Source organism: Kribbella sp. NPDC003557 (assembly GCF_040610805.1).
Lineage (GTDB): Bacteria > Actinomycetota > Actinomycetes > Propionibacteriales > Kribbellaceae > Kribbella.
In genome coordinates this window covers 37,113-61,014 of the sequence record NZ_JBEXMY010000002.1, presented here as the reverse complement: position 1 = coordinate 61,014, position 23,902 = coordinate 37,113, and the positions used below count along the sequence as shown (strand labels likewise).

Sequence of the window (23,902 nt, the reverse complement as noted above, 5' to 3'; positions counted from 1 at the left end):
GCGGGTGATCCGGGAACCGGCGGATCTCGATCCGGCGAGCACCGACGAGATCGTGCTCGCACCCGAGCTCCTGGACCGGCTCGCGGCGATCCGTGCCGCCGCGCTGGACACGCTCGGGTCCGGGAGGCCGGTGTACGGCGTGAACACCGGCATGGGCAACCTCAGCAAGGTCCGCCTGACAGAGGCCGAACAGAGCCGCCACCAACACAACCTGCTCCTCGCCCGCGCCGTCGGCGGCCCACCCTGGCTCCCGCCCGACGAAGCCCGAGCCGTCCTGCTGGCCCGCCTCCGCACGTTCCTCACCGGCGACGCCGCCGTCTCGGTACCCCTCATCCACCAACTCGTAAGCCTCATCAACAGCGGCTACACCCCCGCCATCCCGATGGAAGGCGCCGGCTCGGCCGGCGAAATCATCCCCTTGGCCCACGCGGCCGGCGCGTTGGTCGGCCTAGGCCGCCTCCAACCCCCACCACCCCAGACCTCCGACCCACCTAGGGCCTGTCCTGGGGCGGGGTTGGTGGCGGCAGCGGGGGTGCTGCCGGCGTTAGAGCTAGGGCCCAAGGAAGGCATCGCCCTGCTGGCGGGTGTTCCTGGGGCTACTGGGCGGGCGGCGCTTGCGGTAGTTCGGGGGCGGCGGGTCGCGGATCAGCTCACGGCTGTGGGGGCCGGGGCTGTTGCGGTGGTGGGGGCCAGTCGGGATCCGTATCGGGCGGCGGCGGGGCGGGGGGACGAGGTGCTGGCGGCTGAGTTGGCGCGGATTCGGGAGCTGGCGGGGCCTGAGCCGGAGCCGCGGAGTTTGCAGGCGCCGGTCTCGTTCCGGGTGGCGGGGCACGTGGTCGCACATGTACGGCGGACGATCGAGCAGCTGGACGGCGCGGTCGAGCGGGCGTTCGGCGGCGTGACGGACTCCCCGGCGTACCTCGACGGCGAGTTCGTCAGCACGGCCGGGTTCCACGGGATCGAGCTCGCGGCGTACTGCGACCACCTGGCCGCCGCGCTGGCCCACGCCGCGGAAGTATCGGCGGCCCGACTGCACCGGCTTCTGGATCCGGCGGTGACCGGCCTGCCGGCGCAGCTCGCCCGCGACCCCGGTCCACAGGCCGGCCTGGTCGCCGTCCACAAACGTGCCGTCGCGACCACCCACCAGCTCCGCCGCCTGACGTTGCCCACGGCAATCAGTACGGCGGAGACCTCCAACGGCCAGGAGGACGTCCAGGCCTTCGCCTGGGAAGCCGCCGGCAACCTGATGGACGCGATCCGCCTGACCCGTACGACGATCGCCTGCGAACTGCTCGCCGTACGCCAGGCCTTCGCGCTCTCCACCCGCGACATCCCACCCGGCCTGCAGGACCTGATGCGCGCGGTCGACGCCGCCGTACCACCGATCGACGCCGACCGCCCGTTCGGCGACGACCTGACCAGCCTCCTGACCGAGGTCCTCCGGCTACCGGACTGATCGAAAAAGCCAGCCGACACGCAGTTCGTGCTGAAGACGCAAGTAGCCCGCGCGGGGTCTGTGTCGTTGGCTTGGTGCGAGGGTCGTGTCGGTGGAGTGGAGGAGTTCTCTTGAAGCGGTTCGTGGCACCGCCGAACTGGCCGATTCCGCCCCGGCGCAACTGGATCCCGCCGGAGAGTTGGCGCCCGGAGCCGTCCTGGCCGCCGGCGCCGCCGGGCTGGCACTTCTGGCGTGACGGCAACGGCAAGGCGGTGCTCGGCCCGATCGGCCGGTACGGCGGTCCCTCCCGCCGGGCCGCGTACGCCGGGGCCGCGTCGCTGCTCGTGTTCCTCGGGGTGAACATCTGGGCGGTGACCGTGATCGGGCTGTTCGGTGGCGGATCGGACGACCCGGCGGCCGTGACGTTCGCGGCGGAATCGCCGTCCGCGAGTCCGGCGGCCGGCTCGACGAGTCCCGCCGTACCGCGAACGGCGGTCACGCCGCCGCGGACGATCCCGGTGCAGACCACCCGGCCGACCAGGCGGCCGACCCAGCGCCCGACCAGGAAGCCGACCGCGACCAGGACCTCCGAGCGGATCACGTCGACGCCGATCCGCGCGACCGTCAGTACGCCGACCGTCGTGCCGTCGCGTCCGACCGACCGCCCGTCGACCCGGGAAGAGATCCTCCGGCAGTACTGCATCGACCGCGGTCTGGACCCGTCCTGGTGCGACCCGGCGAACTGGGAGCGCCGGCAGCACCCTTGACGCCCGCCGCAGTCCGCATGCATTCTTAACCACATGGTTCTGAAACCATCTGGTTATGAAGACGGATTGACCGGGGTCTTCGCGGCGCTCGCCGACCCGACCCGTCGGGCGATCCTGACCCGCCTCAAGAGCGGCGACGCGACGGTCGCCGAGCTCGCGGCGCCGTTCAGCATGTCGCAGCCGGCCGTCTCCAAGCACCTGAAGGTGCTGGAGCAGGCCGGCCTGATCAGCCGCTCGCAACGCGCGACGGCCCGGCTCAGCCACCTGGAGGCGGAGCCGCTCCGGGAGGCCGTCGGCTGGCTGATGGACTACCGCGGCTACTGGACGGAGAGCTTCGACCGTCTCGACGACCTGCTCGGCGACCTGCGGGAGGAGTCGTGAAGATCATCGCGGAGCCCGGTGTGCCGCAGGTGGTCGTCGTCCGGGAGTTCCGCGCGCCGCGGGACCTGCTGTTCCGCGCGTACACCGAGCCGGATCTCGTGAAGCGCTGGCTCGGGCCGGCCCGGCTCGAGCTCGTCGTGAACCAGCTCGACCCGCGGCACGGCGGCCGCTGGCGGTGGACGCACTACGACAGCGCCGGCAAGGGCTACGCGTTCCACGGGCTGTACCACGGGGAGCCGACGCCGGAGCGGATCGTGCAGACGTACGAGTTCGACCAGGCGCCGGGCACCGTCTACCTGAATCTGATCACCTTCGACGAGGCCGACGGGGTCACCACCTTGACGCAGAACACCGTGTTCTTCGCCGTCGAGGACCGGGACCTGTACGTCGGCGGCGGCATGGAGCACGGCCTCCGCGCCTCGATGCGGAAACTCGACGCCCTCGTCACCGAACTGGCCGAGGAGGCCCACTGATGATGCTCGAGAACAAACAAGCGGTCGTGTACGGCGCGGCCGGACCGATCGGCGGCGCGGTCGCGAAGGCGTTCGCCGCCGAAGGCGCGACCGTCCACCTCGCCGGACGGACGGCGGAACGCCTGGACCGGGTGGCCGGCGAGATCCGCGCGGCCGGCGGCAAGGCCGAGATCGCGGTCGTCGACGCGCTCGACGAACGCTCCGTCGACGACCACGCCGGCACCCTCGACCGGATCGACGTCTCGTTCAACCTGATCGGCCACCGGCAGTTCTTCGGGACGCCGCTGATCGACATGTCGCCGGCCGAGGTCGAGGAACCGGTGCGGAACATGCTGCGGACGTTCTACCTGACGTCCCGCGCGGCCGCCCGGCGGATGGTCGAGCAGGGCTCCGGCGTGATCCTGACCTTCGGCGGGTACGGCGACCCGGCGCCGAACCTCGGTGCCTTCCAGGCCGGATTCGGCGCCGTCGAGGCGATGCGCCGGACCCTGGCCGCCGAGCTCGGCCCGCACGGCGTCCGGGTGGTCACGCTGCAGACCAACGGCATCCCGGAGTCGAACCCGGACACCTACCCGGAGGACTTCCGCCGCGAGGTCGCCGAGCACACCGCCGCCCAGACGATGCTGAACCGGGCCGCCACGCTGTCCGACGTCGGCGCCGCCGCCGTCTTCGCGGCCTCCGACCTGGCCCGCTCGATCACCGGCACCGCGCTGAACCTCACCGCCGGCGCAGTGGTCAACTAGCTTGCCCACCGAGCTGGACGGTTGCCCCTTCGGATTCTCGGTGGGCGACCCTCCAGGTGAGGGGATGCCCACTTAGGTGGAGGGTTCGCCCGGCACGACCGGCGAGCCTCGGTTTGGACGGAGATGGTGGCTAGCTGAGGAAGTCGACGGTGCGGGGGTGGCCGGATGCGGCTTGGTACACCGGCCAGGCGATCGCGAGGTCCTGCCAGGGGAGGCCGACCGGCGCATAGACGGTGATCTCCTCAGCCGATCGCCGTCCCGCGGCCGCACCGGTCAGCACGTCCGTCAGTGTCACGGCAGCTTCGGCACCGAGACCGACGTTGCCCAGGGCACCCATCTGTACGGCGAGTGCCCGGTCGTCGACCACCATGCGCGCGGCTGACAACAGGTCGGCGCCGAGCTCGACCTTGCCAGGCTCGTCGGCGCCGAGTGTGGTGAGGTGAAGGCCGGGCCGCGCGTCCGCCGCCGTGAGCAGCGGCTCACGCGACCAGGTGGCGAGGACGACGACGTCCGCCGCCGCGGCCACCTCCCGCGCGCTGCCCGCCACGACGCCAGGAATCCCTTGCCCGGAAAGGAATTGCGAAGACCGCGCCGGTACGACGTCATGCACGACGAGACGGTCGACCCGCCGGAGGGCAGTCAGTCCGGCAAGCACCATGGCGGCCTGCGCTCCCGCCCCGACCACCCCGACGACGACACCACGCGCCGGCCGACGGTCCGGCTGCCCGGCGCGTTCTCCTGTGCGATCGTCCGGACCCTCGGGCGTCCCTGCTGATGCCAGCACATCCGTGGCGAGAGCGGCTGCCAGGCCGGTGCGCCAGGCGGTGACGGTGGAGCTGTCGAGGAGCGCGAGGAGGGTGCCGTCGGTCAGGTCGTGAAGGCAGACGACACCCCGAAGCGCCGGCGTGGCGCCCGGGAACTTGGCGTTGACCTTCACCGTGTACGCCGGGATGCCCGGAATCAGCCCGGGCAGGAGCGCGGTCGCCGTTCCCGGACCGGGGAGGTCGGTGCGGACGCGCAGCGGCTCGATCTCGGCGGCCGCGCGGAAGCCGGACCGCAACGCGTCGAGAACGGCGGGGATCTCGAGTGAGCGCAGAATGTCCGAACGGGTCAGCAGCAGCGTCATCAGACGATGTTCCGCTCGGCGCGCGCCCCGGACCGCTCGAACCGCCGCGCGTCCAGCGGACCGACGTCGACGACCGGCGCGCGACCGAGGTAGAGGTCCCGGATCACCTCACCGACGGCCGGGCCCTGAAGGAAACCGTGGCCGGAAAAGCCTGTGGCATAAAGGAAACGGGACACCGTGGCAGCCTCGCCGATCAGCGCATTGTGGTCGGGCGTCACCTCGTACAGGCCGGCCCATCCGCCGCTCAGTCCGACCTCCAGCAGCGAAGGCGCCCGCCGGGCCATCGCCTCGGTCAGCCGGGGGATCCAGGTGTCGGTCCGGTTCAGGTGGAACCCGGGCTCCTCGTCAGGATCGGACATCCCCACCAGCAGGCCGGGACCTTCGCGGTGGAAGTAGAACGTCGTGCCGAAGTCGATCGTCATCGGCAGGGTCGTCGGCAGGCCGGGGACCGCCTCCGTGACGACGATCTGCCGCCGCAGCGGGACGACCGGCAACCCGACGCCGACCATCTCGCCGATCCGCGCCGACCAGGCACCCGCGGCACAGATCACCGTCCCGGTCCGGACGTCGCCGTGGTTCGTCCGTACCACCGAGATGTAGTTGCCCACAGCATCGATGTCCAGCACTTCGCATCCGGTGGCCAGCCGTGCGCCCAGTCGCCGGGCGGCCGACGCGTAGCCGAGGACAACCGATTCCGGCGTGCAGTGTCCTGCGGTGGGCGAGAAGCAGGCGCCGATCAGTCCGTCCGGCGCGACGATCGGCGCCAGCGAGATCGCTTCGTCGACGGACACCATCCGCGTCGGCAGTCCGGCGGTTTGCTGCAGCCTGTTCTGCAAAGCGGTGCTCTCGCGGAAATGCTCGACCTGCTCGGCGGTTTCCAGCAGGAACAGGTAGCCGACCCGGTGCAGGTCGATCTCCTGGCCCGGGCGATCGCCGAACCGCGCGAACGCCTCCAGGCTGCGGGCGCCGAGCGCGATGTTCACCTCGTCGGAGAAGTTCGCCCGGACACCGCCGGCCGCCTTGCAGGTGGAGCCCGAGCCGAGCTGGTCCTGCTCCAGCAGCAGCACGTCCCGCACGCCGGCCTCGGCCAGGTGGAACGCGATACTCGTGCCCACCACCCCGCCGCCGACGATCACCACCTCCGCCGACGGCGGCAGGCCGGCCGGCGTCACGGCAGCTCGTACGACAGGTCGGCCTCCACCGTTTCCGTGTCCATCTGGGCTTTCTGCAGCTTGCCCGAGTAGTCCCAGTTCATCGACTGCCAGCGGGTGAACTGGTCCAGCACCCACATCCCGCTCTGTCGCGACCCGTTGCCGGACTTGCCGTTCCCGCCGAACGGCAGGTGCGCCTCGGCGCCGGACGTCGAGTTGTTGACGCTCACCATGCCCGCCGAGATCCCCTGCGCGAACCGGAACGCCTTGTTCGGGTCGGTCGTGTAGATCGAGCTGGACAGGCCGTACCCGGACTTGTTGCCCAACGCAATCGCCTCGTCGAGCGTGGCGTACGGCGTGACGCCGACGATCGGGCCGAACGTCTCGTTCAGGAACAGCTCGTCGTCGGCCCGCACCCCGGCCACGATCGTCGGGTGGTAGAACAGCCCGGCCGCGGGATCGCCGACGAACCCGGCGCGCGGGTTCTCCGCCGTCACCCGCCCGACCCGGCCGATCACCCGGTGGTGGGCCGCGATCCAGCCCAGCGACTTCTCGAACCCGGCCGCGAACTTCTCGTCCAGCAGCGGCCCGAACAGGACGTCCCGCGTCGGATCGCCCATCGCTGCCTCGGCGGTCGCCCGGGCGAAGCGGTCCAGGAACTCGTCGTACACGGACCGGTGCACGATCGCCGTCCCCAGCGACGTGCACCGCTGTCCCGCCGTGCCGAAACCGGAGAACAGCGCGCCCTCGACGGCCAGGTCGAGGTCCGCGTCCTCGGTGATCACCATCGGGTTCTTCCCGCCGAGCTCCAGGCACGGCGTCTGCAGGTGGCGTCCGCACAGCTCGCCGATCTGGGTGCCGACCGCGCTCGACCCGGTGAAGCCGACCTTGTTCACCAGCCCGGCCCGCAACGCCTGCTCGAGGCCGGCGAACGTGTCCGCACCGTCGGCGTACACCACGTTGAACACGCCGGCCGGTACGCCGGAGTGCGCGAAGATCTCGTAGAACGCGTCCGAGACGACCGCGGAGTACTCGGCCGGCTTCCAGACGACCGTGTTGCCGCAGAGCAACGCCGGGACGATGTACCAGGAGGGGACCGCGACCGGGAAGTTGCCGGCCGTGATCACCGCGACCGTGCCGACCGGCCGGCGGAACGTGAACAGTTGCTTGTCCGGCATCTCCGACGGCACCGTCTGCCCGTAGAGCCGGCGGCCCTCGCCGAGGAAGAAGTCGCAGGTGTCGATGATCTCCTGCACCTCCCCGAGCGCCTCGGCGATCGGCTTCCCGATCTCCCGGGTGACGAGCGCGGCCAGCCGGTCCTTGTTGGCGGTCATCAACCGGCCGACATTCGAGATCACCTGCCCGCGCTGCGGCGCCGGCGTCGCAGCCCATCCGCCCTGCGCCGCCCGCGCAGCCTCAGCCGCCCGCACGAACACCTCCGCCCCGGCACTACCGACCGTCCCGACGACCTCACTCAACCGCGCGGGGTTGGTCGACGGTCCGACGCGAACGGGATCCTGGAGGCGTGCTCCGGCGACGACGGACAGAATGACAGACGACACAGGCGGGGTCCTCTCGGGTTCGGCCGGGATGCCGTCCACTCTCTGTCATCGGCCCCGGGCTTGCCAACCCCCGTCCTGAATCAAATGTTCGGAACGGTGTGGAATTTCTCCTGACCGGGCTGGGAATCGGCATTAATTGACAATTTCCGATAATCGGCGCACCCCCGTTGCTGGGTGTCTGGAGGAGGTCTATGTTCGAAATGGGGAAGGTCAGCACTCGAGGGGGTATTTTGCTATGGCTGACAATTCGGATCCACGGCCGCGTTCACTGGACCTGACGAAGCTGGCGGAGGCGCTGGAGGCTGCCGGCCAGCCGTGGGAAATGGCGTACACGTCGATCACGGCACTCGACGAGAAGGACAGGGTCCTCCGCCTGGGTGTCCCTGCGCGCCCGGAACTCCAGGACCGGGCGGAGGCCGATACGGCGGCCGCGATCGCGGCCAAAGCCGAGAGCGTGGGCGCGCCGGCTGCTTTCGACGTCCGCGCGGTCGGCGGCGTCAATTACGACTCGCCCGTGAAGGACCAAGGCGGGTGTGGTTCCTGCGTCGCGTTCGGAACCGCCGGTGCCACGGAGGTCGTGTTCAAGTACTCGCGGCGTACGACCATGCCGCTCGACCTGTCCGAGGCGCAGTTGTTCTACATCTATGCCCGGTCGGAGGGGATGAACTGTTCCAGCGGTTGGTGGCCGGACCACGCACTGACGCATGCGAAGGCCACCGGGGTGACCTTCGAGGACTACTACCCGTACACCGCCGGTGACCAGGACGGGAACAGCAAGATCAACCCCGACTGGCCCAACAAGCTGGCAAAGGTCACGGACTGGGCCAACATCTCCGGCAACGCGGCACAGATGAAGAACGACATCTCGAGCTACGGCGCGATCACCGCCTGCTTCAACGTCTTCCAGGACTTCTTCAGCTACCGCAGTGGCGTCTACCGCCATGTCACCGGCGGCCTCGCCGGCGGCCACTGCGTGGTGCTCATCGGGTACGACGACGCGCAGCAGTGCTGGATCGCCCGGAACAGCTGGGGCCTCGGCTGGGGCGACTCGGGCTACTTCCGGATCGGGTACGGCGAGTGCGGTATCGAGTCGTTCCAGACCTGCGCGGTGCGCGGTGTCACGGTGACGGCGTGGCTGCCCAACCAGCTGATCACCGCGCTGTGGAGCAACCAGGCGGACGGAAACATTTGGGCGTACGGCTCGCAGCGCGGCTGGCTCCATCTGGACGGCGCTTCGCCGGTCACGTCGCACGCCATGCTGTCCGAGCTCGCCGCGGCCAAGGCGCTGGGGCGCCCGGTCGGTCTGTACGAGAACAACGGCAGCGTCACGCAGATCTACGCATGGTGAGGGACCGGACATGACAACTACCAATTCGCAGAACGGACCGGTGCAGGCACCTCCCGGTGCGGAGTCCTCGTCCGGTGCCGCCGGAACGTCGGCCCCGACCATCACCGATGAGCAGGTCGCCGCGCTGAACGTCGACCTGGCGGTCGCGCCGACCCTGACGCCGTCCGCGGCCGTCGAGGCGGCCGGTGCCGGTGCCGGTGCTGTCACCGTGACCTGGCACACCAACGTGCAGATCGATGCGTTGTGGGCGATCGATCAGCCCCGCAACGCGTTCATCCACATCGTCGGTGTCGGCTGGCGCAAGATCGTCAACCTTCGCGATGGCGCCTTCCTGGCGCTGGTGACGCTGGCCGGTCAGGCCCGCCAGACCAACCGGCCCACCAGCCTTCGCGAGGAGGCCGACGGGATGATCTACGAGATCTATCTCTGGTGATGCACGATCGCCACGGTCCGGACCCGGCGGGACGCGCGGGTCCGGGCCGTTCCAGGTCTCAGCTGGCCCGAACGGTCAGGAAGCGCTCGTCGAGAGCGGCGGACTCCCACTCCCGCGCAAGCCGGAACCTCAAGCGCCAGACACCCGGCCGCTCGGCCCGAAGGTGGAAAACGTGCTCGCCGCCCCCGCCGGCGGTCGTGCCCTCGGTCGGCACCATCGAATCGGCGACGGCAAGTCCGGCCGCACGCTCGGCGACGGACCAGACGTAGCCAGTGGTGGCGTTCTCCGGTAGCCGGAAGACGACCGTATCGCCGACAGCTGCCGAGACCTCGCCCGCGCCCGCAGGCACCTCCAACTCGGTCATACCTCAGCTTAGGTCGGCGGCGGCACCTTCTGGTCGGGGTAGAGGTCGGGGATCGGGATCGGCATCCGCCAGAGGTGGGAGTCCGGGTGGATCATGCCGTGCCGGATCGCGACGTACCGGAGCAGGCGCAGCGGGCCTGCGATCAGGACGACGGCGAGTGGGAGCTCGACCAGGAACGCGCTGAGGAGTGCCTGGGTGAGGTCGCCGCCGCGCTGGCTGGTCATCACGTCGAACCAGGCGTCGCAGATCAGCAGCACCCCGGACGCGAACGCGGTCGGGAAGACGAACTGCTTGCGCTTCCAGCCGGCCAGCGCGGTCAGTACCAGCATCGTCAGCAGCAGGATGTCGAACCCGACCCAGGTCGCGACCCAGTTCCGGGCGACGTAGTGGCTGGGCAGGGTGATCGCCAGGTAGACGGTCCACGGGATCAGCGCGGCCGCGCAGACCAGCATCAGGACCGTCCGCCACTTGCGGATCCGGTCGATCGTCCGCCGCGACGGCAGCCCGGCAGGCCGCGGTGCGAGCCGCAGGATCAGCTCCCGCCGCTCCTGCGGCGTCATCGCCGCGATCTCTTCGTCGGTCAGCTGCACACCACGAGTATGCCTTGTGAATGCAATCACAAGCCGGTAGGCTGGGGTCTCGGAGCAACTGTCGACGACGACAGCGAGGTGTGGCCATGACGAAGCGCAGACCACCGGGGATGAGCAACCAGGAGTGGGTCGAGTCGCAGATCAAGCTGGCTCAGAACCAGGGCGAGTTCGAGGACCTGCCCGGTGCCGGCAAGCCGCTGAGGCTCGCCGACCAGCATGATCCCGACTGGTGGGTCAAGGAGTTCATCCGCCGCGAGGACGTCGAGACCGAGGCGTTGCTGCCGTCCGCGGTGCAGCTCCGCAAGGAGAAGCAGCAGGTCCACGAGAAGGTCCGCGGGATGCGGCGCGAATCCGAGGTCCGGGAGTACCTGGCCGACCTGAACAAGCGGATCCGGCTGGCCATCCGCGACACCACCGGACCGGTCGTGCCGACAGGCCCGGTGAACGAGGACGCGGTCGTCGCCCAGTGGCGGATGGACCGCCCGTCCCGTACGCCGCTCCCGCAGCCCGCCGACGACCAGCGGCCGCGGAAGAAGTCGTTCTGGCAGCGCCTGTTCAGCTGAGCAGTTCGCGGGCCGCGTCCTCGATCGTCTGTTCGCTGAGCAGCACCTCGTGCGCGGCCGCGCCGAGCGGGACGTACGAGTCGTAGCTCGTCACCCGGGCCAGCCGCCCGGCGTACCCGTGGTCGATCAGCGTGGCCAGGACGCCCTCGGACACCCCGCCGGAGCGCCGGGTCTCGTCGGCGACCAGGACCCGCCCGGTGATGTTTGCCTCGCGCAACAGATCCTCGACCGGCAACGGCGCCAGCCAGCGCAGGTCGAGCACCCGGATCCCCGGCACCCGCGCGGCCACCCGCAGGCTCATCGGCACGCCGTTCCCGAACGTCACGATGGTCAGCCCGGTGCCGTCGCCGTACGTCCGGCCGCGCCCGATCTCCGCGGGTTCGCCGCCGTACGGCGCCAGCCACCGCTCGTCGCCGGCGGCGTACAGGTCGCGCCGGTGGTAGAGGGCGATCGGCTCGAGGAACACGCTGACCGTGCCCGACGACCGGGCCGCGGCCGCACACGCGTGCAGCATCGCGGCCGCGTCGTCCGGGCGCGACGGTGACGCGATCACGACGCCCGGGATGTCCCGCAGGACGCCGATCGCGTCGTCGTTGTGGAAGTGGCCGCCGAAGCCCTTCTGGTACCCGTAGCCGGCGATCCGCAGCAACATCGGGTTCGCGTACTGCTCCTGGGAGAAGAACTTCAGCGACGCCGCCTCGCCGCGCAACTGGTCCTCGGCGTTGTGCAGGTAGGCGAGGTACTGGATCTCGGGGATCGGCAGCAGCCCCGAGACACCGGCGCCGAGCGCGAGGCCGAGGATCGACTGCTCGTCGAGCAGCGTGTCGAACACCCGGGCCGGGCCGAACGCCTTCTGCAGCCCGCGCGTCACGCCGTACACACCGCCCTTGCGGCCGACGTCCTCGCCGAAGACCATCGCCTCCGGGTACGACGCGAGGACATCGCCCAGCGCGCGGTTGATCGACTGGCTGAGCGTCAACGGCTCCGCGGTCGGGGTCGGTCGCGGCAGTGCCTCGGCCACCGCGTCCGGCTCGGGGAAGCGCAGCGGCGCGGCGACGGCTTCGGGCGAGGTCAGCTGGGGGAGGCCCGCGACCTCGGCCGCGATCCTCAGCGCCTCGGCCTGCTTCTCGTCGTACAGCTCGATGATCTCGTCGGCGGTGAGGCCGGCGCCGAGCAGGTAACGCGCCGTACCGAGCAGGGGGTCGAGCTCCTCGTCCGCGGCCAGCTCCGCCGGGGAGCGGTACGCCGTCTCCACGTCGGAGCCGGCATGACCGAGCAGCCGGACCGTGCGCAGCCGCAGGAACGCGGGCCGGCGGTTCCGCCGGACGAAGGTCGCCGCTTCCCGAGCCATCGACAGCGCCGCGTCGAGGTCGGTGCCGTCCGCGTCGAAGTACCGCAGACCGGGGCGGGAGCCGTACGCCTGCCGGATCCAGCCGTCCGGGGTGCGCACGCTGATCCCGATGCCGTTGTCCTCGCAGACCAGCAGCAACGGCATCGGCAGACCCTGGTACGACGCGTGCAGCGCCGCGTTGATCGCACCGGTCGCCGTCGAGTGGTTCGCGGACGCGTCGCCGAAGCTGGTCACGACGATCGCGTCGGCCGGCCACGGGGACGGGACGCCGAGCTTGGCCGACCGGTTCATCGAGAACGCGACGCCCATCGCCCGCGGCAGGTGCGAGGCGATCGTCGAGGTCTGCGGGATGACCGACAGCTCGTGCCGGCCGAACACCTTGTGCCGGCCGCCGGCGATCGGCTCGCTGGTCGCCGCTGCGACACCGAGCAGGATGTCGCGCAGTCCCTCCTTCGAGCCGCACTGGGCGGCCCGCGCCAGGTAGAAGGCGCCGGACCGGTAGTGCAGCAGGGCCGGGTCGGTCGGCTGCAGCGCGGCGGCGACCGCGGCGTTGCCCTCGTGGCCGGCGGAGCCGATCGTGTAGAAGCCGGTGCCCTGGGACTGCATCCAGCGGGCCGCGAGGTCCGCGTGCCGGCTGCCGAGCTGAGCGTCGAACAGACCGCGGAGCAACTCCGCGTCGTGCTCCCACGGGGCCGGGGCGAGGCCGCGGACGCGGTCGGCGAAGGTCCTCATCTCACCCATGATCCGGGATTATCCCGGGGGAACCGTACGGAGGGCTTGTTCGTTCATCTGGCGAGCGGGACTCTGTGGGGTGTGGTGACGGTGTGTGAGCTGTGGTGATGCACGTTCCCCGGACCGCGCGGCGGGCGGGATACGCGGCCGGTCTGGGAGTGGGGACAGCGGGCGCGATGGCCGGTGTCCTGCTGCTGGGTCCGCTCGCGGCGTCGATCCTGCTGGTCGTGGTGTTCGTGCTCGTCTGGCCGCTGGCCGCGGTGGTCCGGCACGTGACCGACGACGCGCCGTACGGCTCGGCGGTCCTGGTCGCGGCAACGGCCGCGACCGCGGTGCTGTGCCTGCCGGGCATGGTCCGGCTGCTCGCCTGGGGCGCGCTCGGGATCACCGCCGCGCTGGCCCTCGCCGCCCTGTTCGTCCTGGTCGACCTCGCCGTACCTGACCGTGGTCCGCGGCCGTCGCGGCGGCAGCGCAAGCTGGAGCGCCTGTCGGAGACGCAGCTCGTGGAGGACGAGCGGCTGATCGCGTCCCTGCAGTGCCCGCTCAGCATCGAGGAGCTCTGCGGGGTGTGGTCCGAGACCGCCACACAGCTCGCGCACGGCGCCGGTTTGCGCGACCGCCAGGCCGTCGCCGAGGTCCGCCGGATCTGCCTCGACGAGTTCGAGCGCCGCAACCCCGACGGCTTCCACCGCTGGCTGGACGCCGGTGCGCCGGCGAACCCGGGCCGCTACCTGCTCCCTACACAGGGAGAAGGCCCCACACACCTTTGAGCAGCGTCGTCGCGCCGCCGACCAACGCCAGCATCAGGACCAGCATCCGTGCCCGCGGCTCGGACACCCGCCCGGCGAGTGTCCGCCCGACGACCGCTCCGGCCGCCAGCCCCACAACGGCCGCGGCCCAATGACCCGCGCTGAGACCGGGGAGCCCGCTCGTCGCCACCGAGAACACGTTGACGATCGCGCCGTAGAAGAGCGCGTTCGGGACGAATTCGCGGATCGTCCAGCCCGCGTTGACGGCGTACAGCGACATCGGCGGTCCGCCGAGGCCGGCCGACGCGTTCATGAAGCCGCCGACCGCGCCGGCGCCGATTGCTCCGCCGACGCCGCTCAGGGCGCGCAGGCGGAGACCACGCAGCAGGAGGAGTACGGCGATCGTCACCAGGGCGCCCATGGTGACCAGGAGGACGGGTTCGGGCAGACGCCGGGCGAACCAGCCGCCGAGCGGGACCGTGCACGCGGCAGCGACGATCAGCGGCAGCATCGAACGCAGCCGGACCTGCCGCCAGCCTTCCGCCAGGCCCGCCAGGCAGATCAGCCCGGCGCCGCAGTTGGCCAGCGAGACCCCGTCGTGCGGGCCGAGCACCAGGACCAGGGCCGGGACCGCCACCAGCGCGAATCCCATTCCGGTCATCCACTGGACCGACGCTCCCAGCAGTACGACGCTGCCCAGCAGAAGCCCACCCACGCCCGCAGACTCTAGCCGCCGCGCTCAGGCCGCCTTCTTCCTGCCCTTGGCCGCCTTCTTCACCCCGGCCTTCTTCACCCCGGCCTTCTTCGCAGCTGTCTTCTTGGCAGCTGTCTTCTTGGCGGCGGTCTTCTTCGCCGGACCGGTCTTCTTGCGGGTGCCGCGGGACTTGCGGGCCTCCTCGACGCTCGCGCGGAGGGCGGCGACCAGGTCGGTCGGGTTCGTGGCCTGCGGCTCCTCCTCGGAGTACACGATCTCCTTGCCCTGGTGCTTGGACTTCACCAGCTCCTTCACCCGCTCGGTGTACGTGTCCTCGTACGAGGCCGGCTTCCACTCGCCGCTCATCGCCTCGATCAGGTCCACGGCCATCGACAGTTGCTTGCCGGCGCCCGACTTCCGCGGCAGCTTGCCGAGCTCCTCGTCCGGGTCGCGGATCTCGTCGGCGAAGAACATCGTCTCCAGCACCAGCACACTGCCGTCGGCGCGGATCGTCGCCAGGTACTCCTTGCCGCGCATCACGAACCTCGCGATGCCGGCCCGGTTCGTCTTCGCCAGCGCGTCCCGCAGCAGCGCGTACGACGAGGCGTTCTCGGCGTCGGACGGGCCGAGGTAGTAGCTCTTCTGGAAGTGCATCGGGTCGATCTCGTCGAGGTCGACGAACGTGTCGATCTCCAGCGACCGGGACTTGCCCGGCGCGATGTCGTCCAGCTCGTCGGGCTCGACGATCACGTACTCCCCGCCGCCGACGTCGTGCCCCTTCACGATCTTGTCGTACGGCACCTCGCGGCCGGTGCGCTCGTTCACCCGCTTGTACCGGATCCTGTCCGACGTCCCCTTCTGGAACTGGTGGAAGTCGATCTCGTGCTCCTGGGTCGCGCTGTACAGCCCGACCGGCACCGAGACCAGCCCGAAGTTGATGTACCCGCTCCAGATCGCCCGCGCCATGATCGGCTCCTCTCCGGTCGGCCCAGCCGGTACCCAGATCGCAGCGGTTCGTACCTCGACGGGTCAGAGGCGGTTGTAGCGCTTGCGGGCCTCGCGGCTCTCCTTCTGCGCGTCCCGCGCGGCGCGGCGGGCCTCGTCCAGTTCGCTGCCCAGCCGGTGGACGAGGGCCTGTGCCTCGCTCAGCGCCTCGCGGGCATCGTCGAGTTGGGTGTCGAGGTCCTCGACCTTCGCCTCGGCCTCCTGCGCGGCGGCGACCGCGTCCTCGAAGGCCTGCTTGGCCTCGGCCTTCGCGGCGGCCTCACGCTCCTCCTGCTCCTGCCGCTCGCGCTCCTCGGCCTCGCGCTTCTTCGTGGCTGCCGCGGACTCCTTGGTCTCCTCGGCTTCCTGCACCTGCTGCGTCTTGCGGCGGTCCCGGGCCGCCTGGCGACGCTCGTCGGTGAGCGGGGTGACGTTGGACGGCTCGCCGTTCTCGTCGACCACGCCGAAGCCGACGTGCCGCAGCGCGCTGCTCAGCCGACCTTCGCGGACGGCGTCACCCGCGGCCGGATCAACCAGCGCCGCGTCGAGGGTCTCGCGGAGCTTCTGGCCGACGTCCGCGCTGACCTTCTGGCCCTCCTCGCCCGCGAGCCGGCCCGCCTCCTTGGACAGCTTGTCCAGCAGTTGGTGCCGCTTCGGCGTCAGCTCCCGCAGCCGCTCGCCGTCGAGATCGGCGGTCGCCTCCCGGAACTCGTCGCCGAGCGCGAGCAGGTCGTCGAGCTCGTCGGGCAGCCTGCGGGCGACCAGGTTCGCGATCCAGGCCGCGACCGTCGGCTTGCGCAGCGCCTTCAGCCGGGTCGACCCGAGCGCGTCGCCGTCGGCCTTCAGCTGCTTGGCCAGCTCGTTGCGAGTAGCAATGAAGTCGGCCGCCGGCGCCGCGTACACCGCATCCGCCGCCTCCTCGAAGTCCACCAGGCGACGGTACCCGACTCAGCCGCTCACGGTCCCCCGTTGTTCGGCCAGTTCGGTGCGGAGGGTTTCGAGGATGCCGCGGAGCAGGCGGGAGACCTGCATCTGGCTGACGCCGAGCTCGTGGCCGATCTCCTCCTGGGTGAAGCCGTTGCAGAACCGGAGCTGGAGGATGCGTTTGTCCCGGTCGCCCAGGTTCGCGACCGCCGGGGTGAGCGTGTGCACGTTCTCGACCAGGTCGTAGCCGTTCTCGGCGTCGGCAACGGTCTCCATCAGGCTCGTCGCGCCGTCGGTCGTGCCGGGTGCGTCCAGCGAGAGGGTGCTGAAGCAGCCGCGGACCGAGGTGGCCTCGGCGACCTCGGACGCGTGCGTGCCGAGTGCGTCGGCGGTCTCCTGGTCGGTCGGCACGTGACCGAGCCGCTGGGTCAGTTCGGGCTCGGCCGCGGCGATGCTGCCCTGCATCTCCTGCACCCGGCGCGGCGGCCGGATGGTCCAGGCGCAGTCCCGGAAGTACCGCTTCAGCTCGCCGCGGATCGTCGGGACGGCGTACGACAGGAAGGCCGTCGACGCGTCCAGCCGGTACCCGTTCGCGGCTTTCACCAGCCCGAGGTACGCGACCTGTTCGAGATCGTCGGCGTCGACCCCCTTGCTGCGGTAGCGGGAAGCGATCGATCTGGCCACCGGGGCGTTCAGCAGGATGACCTCGTCGAGGCACTCCTGGTGGCGGGGATCGGGAACAGTGTCGGCCTCGAGCAGCAGCTCGTGGGTGGCATCGGCAATTCTCTGCTTGGAGACTTCGGCAGCTGCGATCGTCACGGGAGATACCTCGTCGTGTCGTCGTGCAGGTCGGGTGGCAGGGGGCTGAACCACCTGTCTCCACCAGATCAAACTCGGCCGGTCCTTTCAAGGGCCCGCCTGTTACGGCTGTTTGAAACGCTTGTCGCCTGACAGTAACTGTCAGGTTTCAATGGTTTGCTCTCACGCATGAACGAGTGTTGCGCCGTGGTCGACCTGCGCCAGTACACCCTGCATCCCGGACAGCGGGACGATCTGATCGACGTCTTCGACACCTACCTGGTCGACGGCCAGGAGCGGACCGGGATGCATATCGTCGGTCAGTTCCGCGATCTGGACGACCCCGACCGGTTCGTCTGGATCCGCGGGTTCCGCGACCTGCCGGCCCGGGCGGACGCGCTGAACGCGTTCTACTTCGGCCCGGACTGGCGCGCGCACGCCGCGACCGCCAACGCGACGATGATCGACTCCGACAACGCCCTGCTGCTGCGGCCCGTGCGGCTCGGCGCCGGCTACCCGGCCCTCGACGCGCCCCGGACGGCCGCGGCGCCGGAGTCGGTGATCGCCGGGGCCGTGTACCACCGTGCCGCCGAGGACGACGGGTTCGTCGAGTTCTTCACCGACCACGTCGCTCCGGTGCTGGCCGCGACCGGCGCCGAGCCGGTCGCGGTGTTCGAGAGCCTGGTTGCCGAGAACAACTTCCCGCAGCTGCCGTTGCGGGACGAGGTGGTGCTCGCCTGGTTCGCGCGGTTCGCCGACGACGCGGCGTACGACGAGCATCGGCGGCGGCTCGCGGCGTCGCGCGTGTGGCAGCAGCAGGTGCAGCCCGAACTGGTCTGTCGCTCGGCGAAGCCGGCCCAGGAGCTGCGGCTGCGGCCGACCGCGGGATCGCAGCTGCGATAAATACGTTGCGGGGCGCGGGGGCGCCCGGCATCCTGGTTTGACCCGAGCGGCGATATGCGCTGCCTGGACCTAAGGAGGGCTGACGGATGGCCATCACTGTGCTGCGGCATGTCCGCGTCAGTCCCACTTCACGGTTCAGGAGCATTCCCGTTGTCTTTTCCCGAGTACGAACTCACCGATAACTACGCAGACCCCGACCCGGCCGACGCCTTCGTCTTCAAGTTCCACACGGTCGACGAAGAACTGGGCCCGGACCAGCGGTGGTCCACCTGGCTGGACGTCGAGCGCGGCTCTCGCGGGCCTGATCCCCGCCCGGACTGGGTGGTGACGGAACAGGCCGCGATCGACACCGAGCTCGGCGTCCTCAAAACCGGTAAGGAAGCCGACGTCTTCCTGCTCGAACGGGCCGTCGAAGCCATCGGCGACAACCCGGCGAAGTCCTCGCTGCTGGCCGCGAAGCGGTACCGCACCGAGGAGCACCGGTCCTTCCATCGCAGTACGGCGTACGTCGAGGGGCGCCGGACCCGCAACAGCCGCGACAGCCGGGCGATGGCGAAGAAGACCTCGCACGGCCGGTCCGTCGCGGCCGGGCAGTGGGCGTACGCCGAGTGGGACGCCCTCAACCGGCTGTGGAAGGCCGGCGTCCCGGTGCCGTACCCCGTCCAGGTCGACGGCACGGAGCTGCTGATGGAGTTCATCGACGACGGCGAGGGCGGCGCCGCGCCGCGGCTCGCCCAGGTCCGGCCGTCGCAGGAACTGCTCGGCGTGTACTTCGAGCAGCTCCGCGACGGGATGCGCGAACTGGCCCGCGCGGGCCTGGCGCACGGCGACCTCTCGCCGTACAACGTGCTCGCGCAGCACGACCGGATCGTGATGATCGACCTGCCGCAGGTGGTCGACATCGTCGGCAACCCGAAGGGTATGGACTTCCTGCTGCGCGACTGCCACAACATGGCCGCCTGGTTCACCAACCGCGGCCTGGAGATCGACGAACAGGAGCTGTTCGCCGACCTGCTCACGATGGTGTTCTGATCGCGCGCTGGAGGTACGGGACGAGGGGGACCAGCCGGTCGGGGTAGGTGTCGACGAGACCGTCGACGTGGTTGCCTGCCTCGACCCGCTGGTACGTGTGCAGGCCGGTGTGCTCGGCCATCTCGGCGTACACGTCGGAGTCCTGGCTGATCGGAAGCAGGCTGTCGTACGTCCCGTGGATCGTGACGAGCGGTTTGCGGATGTTTCCGGTCAGGGCGATCCGGGCGACGGCCTGGTGAGCTTCCGGGCGCCGGGCGTAGTCGTAGTCCGCTTCGGTGCCGGTGTACGCCGGATCGAGTTCGGCGGCGTAGATGCGCTGGGTGAGCTTCCAGTAGACCGTGTAGTGGTAGTCCCACACGAAGTCCGAGCGCGGGTCGAAGCCCGCCGCGACGATCGCGCCCTGGTCGTGGTTCTCGTAGCCTTTGATTGCCTGGGGCAAGTAGGTGAAGAGGTTGGGGCCGGCGGCGGTCCACAGCGTGCCTTCGAGGTCGACGCCGCGGGTGTAGAGCTCGGGGTGGTTCTCCAGTTGCCAGCGGACCAGGTAGCCGCCGTTCGAGATGCCCGCCGCGATCACCTCGCGCGCAGGGCGGCCGTAGTGCTGCGCGACGGTGGCGCGTGCGGCGCGGGCGAGTTGCGTCGTCCGCAGGTTCCACTCGACGATCGCGTCGCCGGGGCGGACGCCGTCGGTGTAAAAGGCTGCGCCCGTGTTGCCCTTGTCCGTCGCGGCGTACGCGTACCCCAGGGACAGCACATAGTCGGAGATCGCTCGGTCGTTGGCGTACTGCGCTCGGACGCCGGGCGACCCGGAGACGACCAGCCCGCCGTTCCACCGCCGCGGCAGCCGGATCACGAACTGCGCGTCGTGGTTCCAGCCGTGGTTGGTGTTGGTGTGCGAGGTGTCCGGGAAGTACCCGTCGATCTGCAGCCCCGGTACGCCGGACTGTTGCGGCAGCCCCGAGTGCGTGAGGCCCACGTAGTCGGCGGGATTGGTATGGCCGGACGCGACCGTACCGGTGGTGGTGAGATCGTCCAGCTGAGCGAGCTGCTGGTACTCGGCACCCGGGACCCGGAGCTGTCGGTGGGCGTTGGCCGGCACGGTCACACCGGCCAGCAACAGGACGGCGGAGGACAAGGCGAGAAGGCGGCGCATGGCGTCACGCTAGAAGCCGTCCTTCCGCCCGGACATCGGATCGGAACACACAACCTCAGGTCCCGCGATGGTCTGTCAGGACACAGCCTTCGCGGCGGCGCGTCCCGCCGTACGGCCGGTGAAGAGGCAGCCGCCGACGAACGTTCCCTCGAGTGAGCGGTAGCCGTGGATACCGCCGCCGCCGAAGCCGGCCACCTCGCCGGCCGCGTAGACACCGGGGAGCGGGGTGCCGTCGGTCCGCAGGACCCGGGAGTCGAGGTCCGTCTGCAGGCCGCCCAGCGACTTGCGGGTCAGGATGTTGAGCCGGACGGCGATCAGCGGCCCGGCCTTCGGGTCGAGGATCCGGTGCGGTGAGGCGACCCGGATCAGCTTGTCGCCGCGGTAGTTGCGGGCCCCGCGGAGCGCGGTGATCTGCAGGTCCTTGGTGAACGTGTTGGTCAGCTCCCGGTCCCGCGCGACGATCTGCCGCTCGAGGTCGTCGAGGTCGATCAGCCCGTCGCCGGTCAGGTCGTTCATCCCCCGGACCAGATCCGGAAGGTTGCCGCGGACAATGAAGTCGGCGCCCTTGTCCATGAACGCCCGCACCGGCGCGGTGGCGCCGCCCCGCGCCCGGCCGAGCACGCCGCGGATGTCCTTGCCGGTGAGATCCGGGTTCTGCTCCTGGCCGGAGAGCGCGAACTCCTTCTCGATGATCTTCTGCGTCAGCACGAACCAGGTGTAGTCGTACCCGGTCCGCATGATGTGCTCGAGCGTCCCCAACGTGTCGAACCCGGGGAACAGCGGCACCGGCAGCCGTTTGCCGGTCGCGTCGAACCACAGCGACGACGGCCCGGGCAGGATCCGGATGCCGTGCATCGGCCAGATCGGGTCCCAGTTCTGGATGCCTTCGGTGTAGTGCCACATCCGGTCGCGGTTCACGTACCGGCCGCCGGCCTGCTCGGTGATCGCGAGCATCCGGCCGTCCACATGCGCCGGGACGCCGCTGATCATCCGCTTCGGCGGCTCACCCATCCGCTGCGGCCACTGCGAGCGGACCAGGTCGTGGTTGCCGCCGATCCCGCCGGACGTGACGATCACCGCTTGCGCCTTCAGGTCGAAGTCGCCGACCTCGACGCGCGAGCTCGCCACCCCGCGCGGTACGTCGCTGGGCTCGAGCACCTTGCCCGCGACACCGTCGACCACGCCGCCCGTCACCGTCAGCTCATCCACCCGGTGCCGGAACCGGAACTCGACCAGCCCTTTCGCGACGGCTTCCCGGACGCGGCGCTCGAACGGCGCGACGAGCCCCGGCCCGGTGCCCCACGTGATGTGGAAGCGCGGCACCGAGTTCCCGTGACCGTCGGCGTTGTACCCGCCGCGCTCGGCCCAGCCGACGACCGGGAAGAACCGCACCCCCTGCCCGTGCAGCCACGGGCGTTTCTCGCCGGCCGCCCAGTCGACGTACGCCTCGGCCCACTGCCGGGCCCACTGGTCCTCGTCGTCCAGCCGGTCGAACCCGGCCGAGCCGAGCCAATCCTGCAGCGCGAGGTCGCGGGAGTCCTTGATCCCCATCCGGCGCTGCTCCGGGGAGTCCACGAACAGCAGCCCGCCGAACGACCAGAACGCCTGTCCGCCGAGCGACGCCTCGGGTTCCTGGTCGAGCAGCAGCACCTTCCGGCCCGCGTCGGCCAGCTCGGCGGTCGCGGCCAGACCGGCCAGTCCGGCCCCGACGACGATCACATCAGCGTCCATGTCGACCATGTATAGCGCACTTGGGAAGATGTGGCAGTGACGATCTTTTCTGTTCAAAACGTCGTACTTCCCGCAGCTTCGCTCGGTTCGGAGAACCCGCTGGCACCGCTCCGCACCCAGCGCGAGCCGCACCACGTCGAGAACATCGCCGAGCTCCCCGCCGATCTCCGGGCGAACGTCGAGTACGGGCGGCTGCACAGCCCGCTGCCGTGCCTGAACCAGGACGGGTACGACCGCACCCTGGTCGAGACCACGCTCCCCGCGGTGGTCCTGGAGAACGACCATGTCCGCGCGACCGTTCTGCCGGGCCTCGGCGGGCGGCTCTACTCGCTCGTCCACGACGGCGAGGAACTGCTCTACCGCAATCCCGTCTTCCAGCCCGCGAACCTGGCCCTGCGCAACGCCTGGTTCGCCGGCGGCGTCGAGTGGAACGTGGGTAGCACCGGCCACTGGACCGGCACCTGCGCGCCGATGCACGCCGCCCGCGTCGAGGGCCCGGACGGTACGCCGGTCCTGCGGCTGTGGGAGCTCGAACGCACCCGGAACCTCGTCACCCAGCTGGACTTCTGGCTGCCGGAGGACTCGGAGTATTTGTATGTCGGGGTCCGGCTGCAGAACCCGTCCGACGGCGACGTTCCGGCGTACTGGTGGTCGAACATCGCGGTCCCGCAGTCGCCGGACCGCCGCGTGCTGGTGCCGGCCGACCAGGCCTGGCAGTTCGGGTACGGCAGCCGGCTCGACCTCGTCGACGTCACCACCGACCTGACGTATCCGATGCGGCATCCGCGGGCCATCGACTACTTCTTCGAGCCGCTGGCGCAGGAACGCTCGTGGATCGCGTCGGTCGACGGATCGGGCACCGGGCTCGTGCAGGCGTCGACCGAGCGACTCCAGGGGCGGAAGCTCTTCGTCTGGGGCCAGGGAGACGGCGGGCGGCGCTGGCAGGAGTGGTTGTCGCCCGGGTTGGATGGAGACGGGTACGCCGAGATTCAGGCAGGTCTCGCTCGGACGCAATTGGAGCACCTGCGGCTGCCGGGTGGGACTTCATGGCACTGGCTGGAGGCGTACGGACGGCTGTCGATGGACGCCGGTGTGGCGCACTCCGAGGACTGGAAGACCGCGCGGGACGGCGGGACCGCGGCGCTGGAGCCGTTGCTCGACCAGCTGCCGGCCCGGGAGGAGGCGTGGCTCGGCGTGATGGATGCAGCGCCGGTGGAGCGGCTCGCGGTCGGGTCCGGGTGGGGCGCGCTGGAGCTGAAGCGGACCGGCTGGACGGTGTCGGACGGTACGCCGTTCGGCGAGGACACGCTGACGTCGCGCGAGCAGGCGTGGCTGCCGCTGCTCGACGGGGAGTTGCCCGCTACGGACGACGTACCGGACGGGACGCTGGTGGCGTGGCGGGACCTGTTGGAGGCGGCGGAGGAGAACTGGCTGGTCTGGTACCACCGGGGTGTGGCGCGGCACTACGACGGTGATGCCGACGGCGCGGTCGAGGCGTGGCGGCAGTCAGGGGACAACGTGTGGGCGCTCCGCAACCTCGGGCTCGTCACGGGCGAGCTGGAGTACTACGAGCGTGCCGTCGCGCTCCGGCCCGACCTGGTGCCGCTCGTCGAGGAGGCGGTCGCGGCCGCGCTCGACACCGACGTACCGCTGGCCGAGCGGATGCTGGAGCACGCGCCCGACGATCCGCGGATCCAGCTGCTGCGGGTCCGGCACGCGCTGCAGACCGGAGACCCGGCGACGGCGCACGAACTGCTGGCCGCGGGGATCCAGCTGGCCACGGTCCGGGAAGGCGCGAATCCGCTGACCGACTACTGGCTGGCCGCGGAGGAGGCACTTGGCACGCACCGGCCAGTACCGCCGCAGTACCAGTTCGGAATGGGCGGAAACTGACAACTTCAGGTCAACTCTACCTCTA

24 protein-coding genes are annotated in these 23,902 nt (G+C 70.4%); 12 read left to right on the top strand and 12 right to left on the bottom strand.

All coding sequences use genetic code 11. The features are described 5' to 3' along the window. Positions 1 to 4 precede the first annotated feature (4 nt). The 5 genes from ABZW60_RS06225 (at position 5) to ABZW60_RS06205 (ending at position 3,799) form a co-directional block, all read left to right on the top strand. Positions 5 to 1,456, top strand: coding sequence for an aromatic amino acid lyase (locus ABZW60_RS06225; protein ID WP_355474604.1), 1,452 nt, complete (start codon positions 5 to 7; stop codon positions 1,454 to 1,456). A 110-nt stretch (positions 1,457 to 1,566) separates the two neighbouring features. Then, positions 1,567 to 2,202, top strand: a complete 636-nt coding sequence (locus ABZW60_RS06220; RefSeq protein ID WP_355474603.1) for a hypothetical protein — start codon at positions 1,567 to 1,569, stop codon at positions 2,200 to 2,202. A gap of 66 nt (positions 2,203 to 2,268) precedes the next feature. Next, positions 2,269 to 2,583 (top strand): metalloregulator ArsR/SmtB family transcription factor, encoded by a 315-nt coding sequence (locus tag ABZW60_RS06215; RefSeq protein WP_355474601.1) that lies wholly within the window; start codon positions 2,269 to 2,271, stop codon positions 2,581 to 2,583. Next, entirely contained in the window at positions 2,580 to 3,056 is a 477-nt protein-coding gene (locus ABZW60_RS06210) for an SRPBCC family protein (RefSeq protein WP_355474599.1), read from the top strand. The genes ABZW60_RS06215 and ABZW60_RS06210 overlap by 4 nt, the downstream gene beginning before the upstream one ends. Then, complete coding sequence (locus ABZW60_RS06205) at positions 3,056 to 3,799, top strand: SDR family oxidoreductase (RefSeq protein WP_355474598.1); 744 nt, start codon at positions 3,056 to 3,058, stop codon at positions 3,797 to 3,799. Before ABZW60_RS06210 ends, ABZW60_RS06205 begins: the two co-directional genes overlap by 1 nt. Before the next feature lie 130 nt (positions 3,800 to 3,929). Here ABZW60_RS06205 and ABZW60_RS06200 read toward each other — a convergent pair whose 3' ends face one another. The 3 genes from ABZW60_RS06200 to ABZW60_RS06190 are packed head-to-tail and all read right to left on the bottom strand — an operon-like array spanning position 3,930 to position 7,638. Next, positions 3,930 to 4,925 (bottom strand): ornithine cyclodeaminase family protein, encoded by a 996-nt coding sequence (locus ABZW60_RS06200; RefSeq protein WP_355474596.1) that lies wholly within the window; start codon positions 4,923 to 4,925, stop codon positions 3,930 to 3,932. Further along, positions 4,925 to 6,097, bottom strand: a complete 1,173-nt coding sequence (locus ABZW60_RS06195) for an FAD-binding oxidoreductase (RefSeq protein WP_355474594.1) — start codon at positions 6,095 to 6,097, stop codon at positions 4,925 to 4,927. The genes ABZW60_RS06200 and ABZW60_RS06195 overlap by 1 nt, the downstream gene beginning before the upstream one ends. Beyond that, entirely contained in the window at positions 6,094 to 7,638 is a 1,545-nt protein-coding gene (locus ABZW60_RS06190; RefSeq protein WP_355474592.1) for an aldehyde dehydrogenase family protein, read from the bottom strand. The genes ABZW60_RS06195 and ABZW60_RS06190 overlap by 4 nt, the downstream gene beginning before the upstream one ends. Before the next feature lie 235 nt (positions 7,639 to 7,873). Here ABZW60_RS06190 and ABZW60_RS06185 point away from each other — a divergent pair, with 235 nt between their 5' ends. Beyond that, positions 7,874 to 8,986 (top strand): C1 family peptidase, encoded by a 1,113-nt coding sequence (locus ABZW60_RS06185; RefSeq protein ID WP_355474591.1) that lies wholly within the window; start codon positions 7,874 to 7,876, stop codon positions 8,984 to 8,986. A 10-nt stretch (positions 8,987 to 8,996) separates the two neighbouring features. Continuing rightward, positions 8,997 to 9,419 (top strand): hypothetical protein, encoded by a 423-nt coding sequence (locus ABZW60_RS06180; RefSeq protein ID WP_355474589.1) that lies wholly within the window; start codon positions 8,997 to 8,999, stop codon positions 9,417 to 9,419. 58 nt (positions 9,420 to 9,477) lie between these two features. Here the strand turns inward: ABZW60_RS06180 and ABZW60_RS06175 are convergent, their stop codons facing one another. After that, positions 9,478 to 9,783 (bottom strand): protease inhibitor I42 family protein, encoded by a 306-nt coding sequence (locus ABZW60_RS06175; protein ID WP_355474587.1) that lies wholly within the window; start codon positions 9,781 to 9,783, stop codon positions 9,478 to 9,480. Positions 9,784 to 9,791: 8 nt separating this feature from the next. Further along, positions 9,792 to 10,373: a hypothetical protein gene (locus ABZW60_RS06170; protein ID WP_355474585.1), complete on the bottom strand. Its 582-nt coding sequence runs from the start codon at positions 10,371 to 10,373 to the stop codon at positions 9,792 to 9,794. Positions 10,374 to 10,459: 86 nt separating this feature from the next. On the opposite strand from ABZW60_RS06170, the gene ABZW60_RS06165 reads away from it, so the two are divergent. Then, a complete protein-coding gene (locus tag ABZW60_RS06165) occupies positions 10,460 to 10,936 on the top strand; it encodes a DUF1992 domain-containing protein (protein ID WP_355474583.1) in 477 nt (158 codons plus the stop codon). Here the strand turns inward: ABZW60_RS06165 and ABZW60_RS06160 are convergent. After that, positions 10,929 to 13,028 (bottom strand): thiamine pyrophosphate-dependent enzyme, encoded by a 2,100-nt coding sequence (locus ABZW60_RS06160; protein ID WP_355474581.1) that lies wholly within the window; start codon positions 13,026 to 13,028, stop codon positions 10,929 to 10,931. The genes ABZW60_RS06165 and ABZW60_RS06160 overlap by 8 nt on opposite strands. A 98-nt stretch (positions 13,029 to 13,126) precedes the next feature. On the opposite strand from ABZW60_RS06160, the gene ABZW60_RS06155 reads away from it, so the two are divergent. Further along, entirely contained in the window at positions 13,127 to 13,789 is a 663-nt protein-coding gene (locus tag ABZW60_RS06155; RefSeq protein WP_355474579.1) for a hypothetical protein, read from the top strand. Here the strand turns inward: ABZW60_RS06155 and ABZW60_RS06150 are convergent. The 4 genes from ABZW60_RS06150 to ABZW60_RS06135 form a co-directional block, all read right to left on the bottom strand. Further along, positions 13,758 to 14,483 (bottom strand): sulfite exporter TauE/SafE family protein, encoded by a 726-nt coding sequence (locus tag ABZW60_RS06150; protein WP_355474577.1) that lies wholly within the window; start codon positions 14,481 to 14,483, stop codon positions 13,758 to 13,760. The genes ABZW60_RS06155 and ABZW60_RS06150 overlap by 32 nt on opposite strands. 24 nt (positions 14,484 to 14,507) lie before the next feature. Next, a complete protein-coding gene (locus ABZW60_RS06145) occupies positions 14,508 to 15,428 on the bottom strand; it encodes a Ku protein (protein WP_355474575.1) in 921 nt (306 codons plus the stop codon). Between the two features lie 63 nt (positions 15,429 to 15,491). Next, a complete protein-coding gene (locus tag ABZW60_RS06140) occupies positions 15,492 to 16,376 on the bottom strand; it encodes a hypothetical protein (protein ID WP_355474574.1) in 885 nt (294 codons plus the stop codon). 18 nt (positions 16,377 to 16,394) lie between these two features. Next, positions 16,395 to 17,189, bottom strand: coding sequence for a sigma-70 family RNA polymerase sigma factor (locus ABZW60_RS06135; RefSeq protein WP_355474572.1), 795 nt, complete (start codon positions 17,187 to 17,189; stop codon positions 16,395 to 16,397). Between the two features lie 168 nt (positions 17,190 to 17,357). On the opposite strand from ABZW60_RS06135, the gene ABZW60_RS06130 reads away from it, so the two are divergent. Together ABZW60_RS06130 and ABZW60_RS06125 are read left to right on the top strand one after the other, a co-directional pair. Then, the gene (locus tag ABZW60_RS06130; protein WP_355474570.1) at positions 17,358 to 18,071 is read left to right on the top strand and encodes an NIPSNAP family protein; all 714 of its coding nucleotides are present in this window, start codon (positions 17,358 to 17,360) and stop codon (positions 18,069 to 18,071) included. A gap of 150 nt (positions 18,072 to 18,221) precedes the next feature. Continuing rightward, complete coding sequence (locus ABZW60_RS06125) at positions 18,222 to 19,103, top strand: RIO1 family regulatory kinase/ATPase (RefSeq protein ID WP_355474568.1); 882 nt, start codon at positions 18,222 to 18,224, stop codon at positions 19,101 to 19,103. Here the strand turns inward: ABZW60_RS06125 and ABZW60_RS06120 are convergent. Then, positions 19,087 to 20,253 (bottom strand): tannase/feruloyl esterase family alpha/beta hydrolase, encoded by a 1,167-nt coding sequence (locus ABZW60_RS06120; protein WP_355474566.1) that lies wholly within the window; start codon positions 20,251 to 20,253, stop codon positions 19,087 to 19,089. The two genes, ABZW60_RS06125 and ABZW60_RS06120, sit on opposite strands and share 17 nt — an antisense overlap. A gap of 75 nt (positions 20,254 to 20,328) precedes the next feature. Then, a complete protein-coding gene (locus ABZW60_RS06115; protein WP_355474564.1) occupies positions 20,329 to 21,984 on the bottom strand; it encodes an FAD-binding dehydrogenase in 1,656 nt (551 codons plus the stop codon). A gap of 36 nt (positions 21,985 to 22,020) precedes the next feature. Between ABZW60_RS06115 and ABZW60_RS06110 the strand changes: the two genes are divergently transcribed. Next, positions 22,021 to 23,877 carry a DUF5107 domain-containing protein gene (locus ABZW60_RS06110; RefSeq protein ID WP_355474562.1) on the top strand — a complete coding sequence of 619 codons (1,857 nt, stop codon included), beginning with the start codon at positions 22,021 to 22,023 and terminating at the stop codon, positions 23,875 to 23,877. Positions 23,878 to 23,902: the final 25 nt, after the last annotated feature.

What these genes read in the sequence shown, in the direction of transcription:
- ABZW60_RS06200 (WP_355474596.1), bottom strand. Translation starts at nt 4,925, where the DNA reads ATGACGCTGCTGCTGACCCGTTCGGACATTCTGCGCTCACTCGAGATC.
- ABZW60_RS06155 (WP_355474579.1), top strand. Translation starts at nt 13,127, where the DNA reads ATGCACGTTCCCCGGACCGCGCGGCGGGCGGGATACGCGGCCGGTCTG.
- ABZW60_RS06115 (WP_355474564.1), bottom strand. Translation starts at nt 21,984, where the DNA reads ATGGACGCTGATGTGATCGTCGTCGGGGCCGGACTGGCCGGTCTGGCC.
- ABZW60_RS06175 (WP_355474587.1), bottom strand. Translation starts at nt 9,783, where the DNA reads ATGACCGAGTTGGAGGTGCCTGCGGGCGCGGGCGAGGTCTCGGCAGCT.
- ABZW60_RS06130 (WP_355474570.1), top strand. Translation starts at nt 17,358, where the DNA reads ATGAACGAGTGTTGCGCCGTGGTCGACCTGCGCCAGTACACCCTGCAT.
- ABZW60_RS06160 (WP_355474581.1), bottom strand. Translation starts at nt 13,028, where the DNA reads ATGGGTGAGATGAGGACCTTCGCCGACCGCGTCCGCGGCCTCGCCCCG.
- ABZW60_RS06180 (WP_355474589.1), top strand. Translation starts at nt 8,997, where the DNA reads ATGACAACTACCAATTCGCAGAACGGACCGGTGCAGGCACCTCCCGGT.
- ABZW60_RS06120 (WP_355474566.1), bottom strand. Translation starts at nt 20,253, where the DNA reads ATGCGCCGCCTTCTCGCCTTGTCCTCCGCCGTCCTGTTGCTGGCCGGT.
- ABZW60_RS06205 (WP_355474598.1), top strand. Translation starts at nt 3,056, where the DNA reads ATGATGCTCGAGAACAAACAAGCGGTCGTGTACGGCGCGGCCGGACCG.
- ABZW60_RS06145 (WP_355474575.1), bottom strand. Translation starts at nt 15,428, where the DNA reads ATGGCGCGGGCGATCTGGAGCGGGTACATCAACTTCGGGCTGGTCTCG.
- ABZW60_RS06165 (WP_355474583.1), top strand. Translation starts at nt 10,460, where the DNA reads ATGACGAAGCGCAGACCACCGGGGATGAGCAACCAGGAGTGGGTCGAG.
- ABZW60_RS06185 (WP_355474591.1), top strand. Translation starts at nt 7,874, where the DNA reads ATGGCTGACAATTCGGATCCACGGCCGCGTTCACTGGACCTGACGAAG.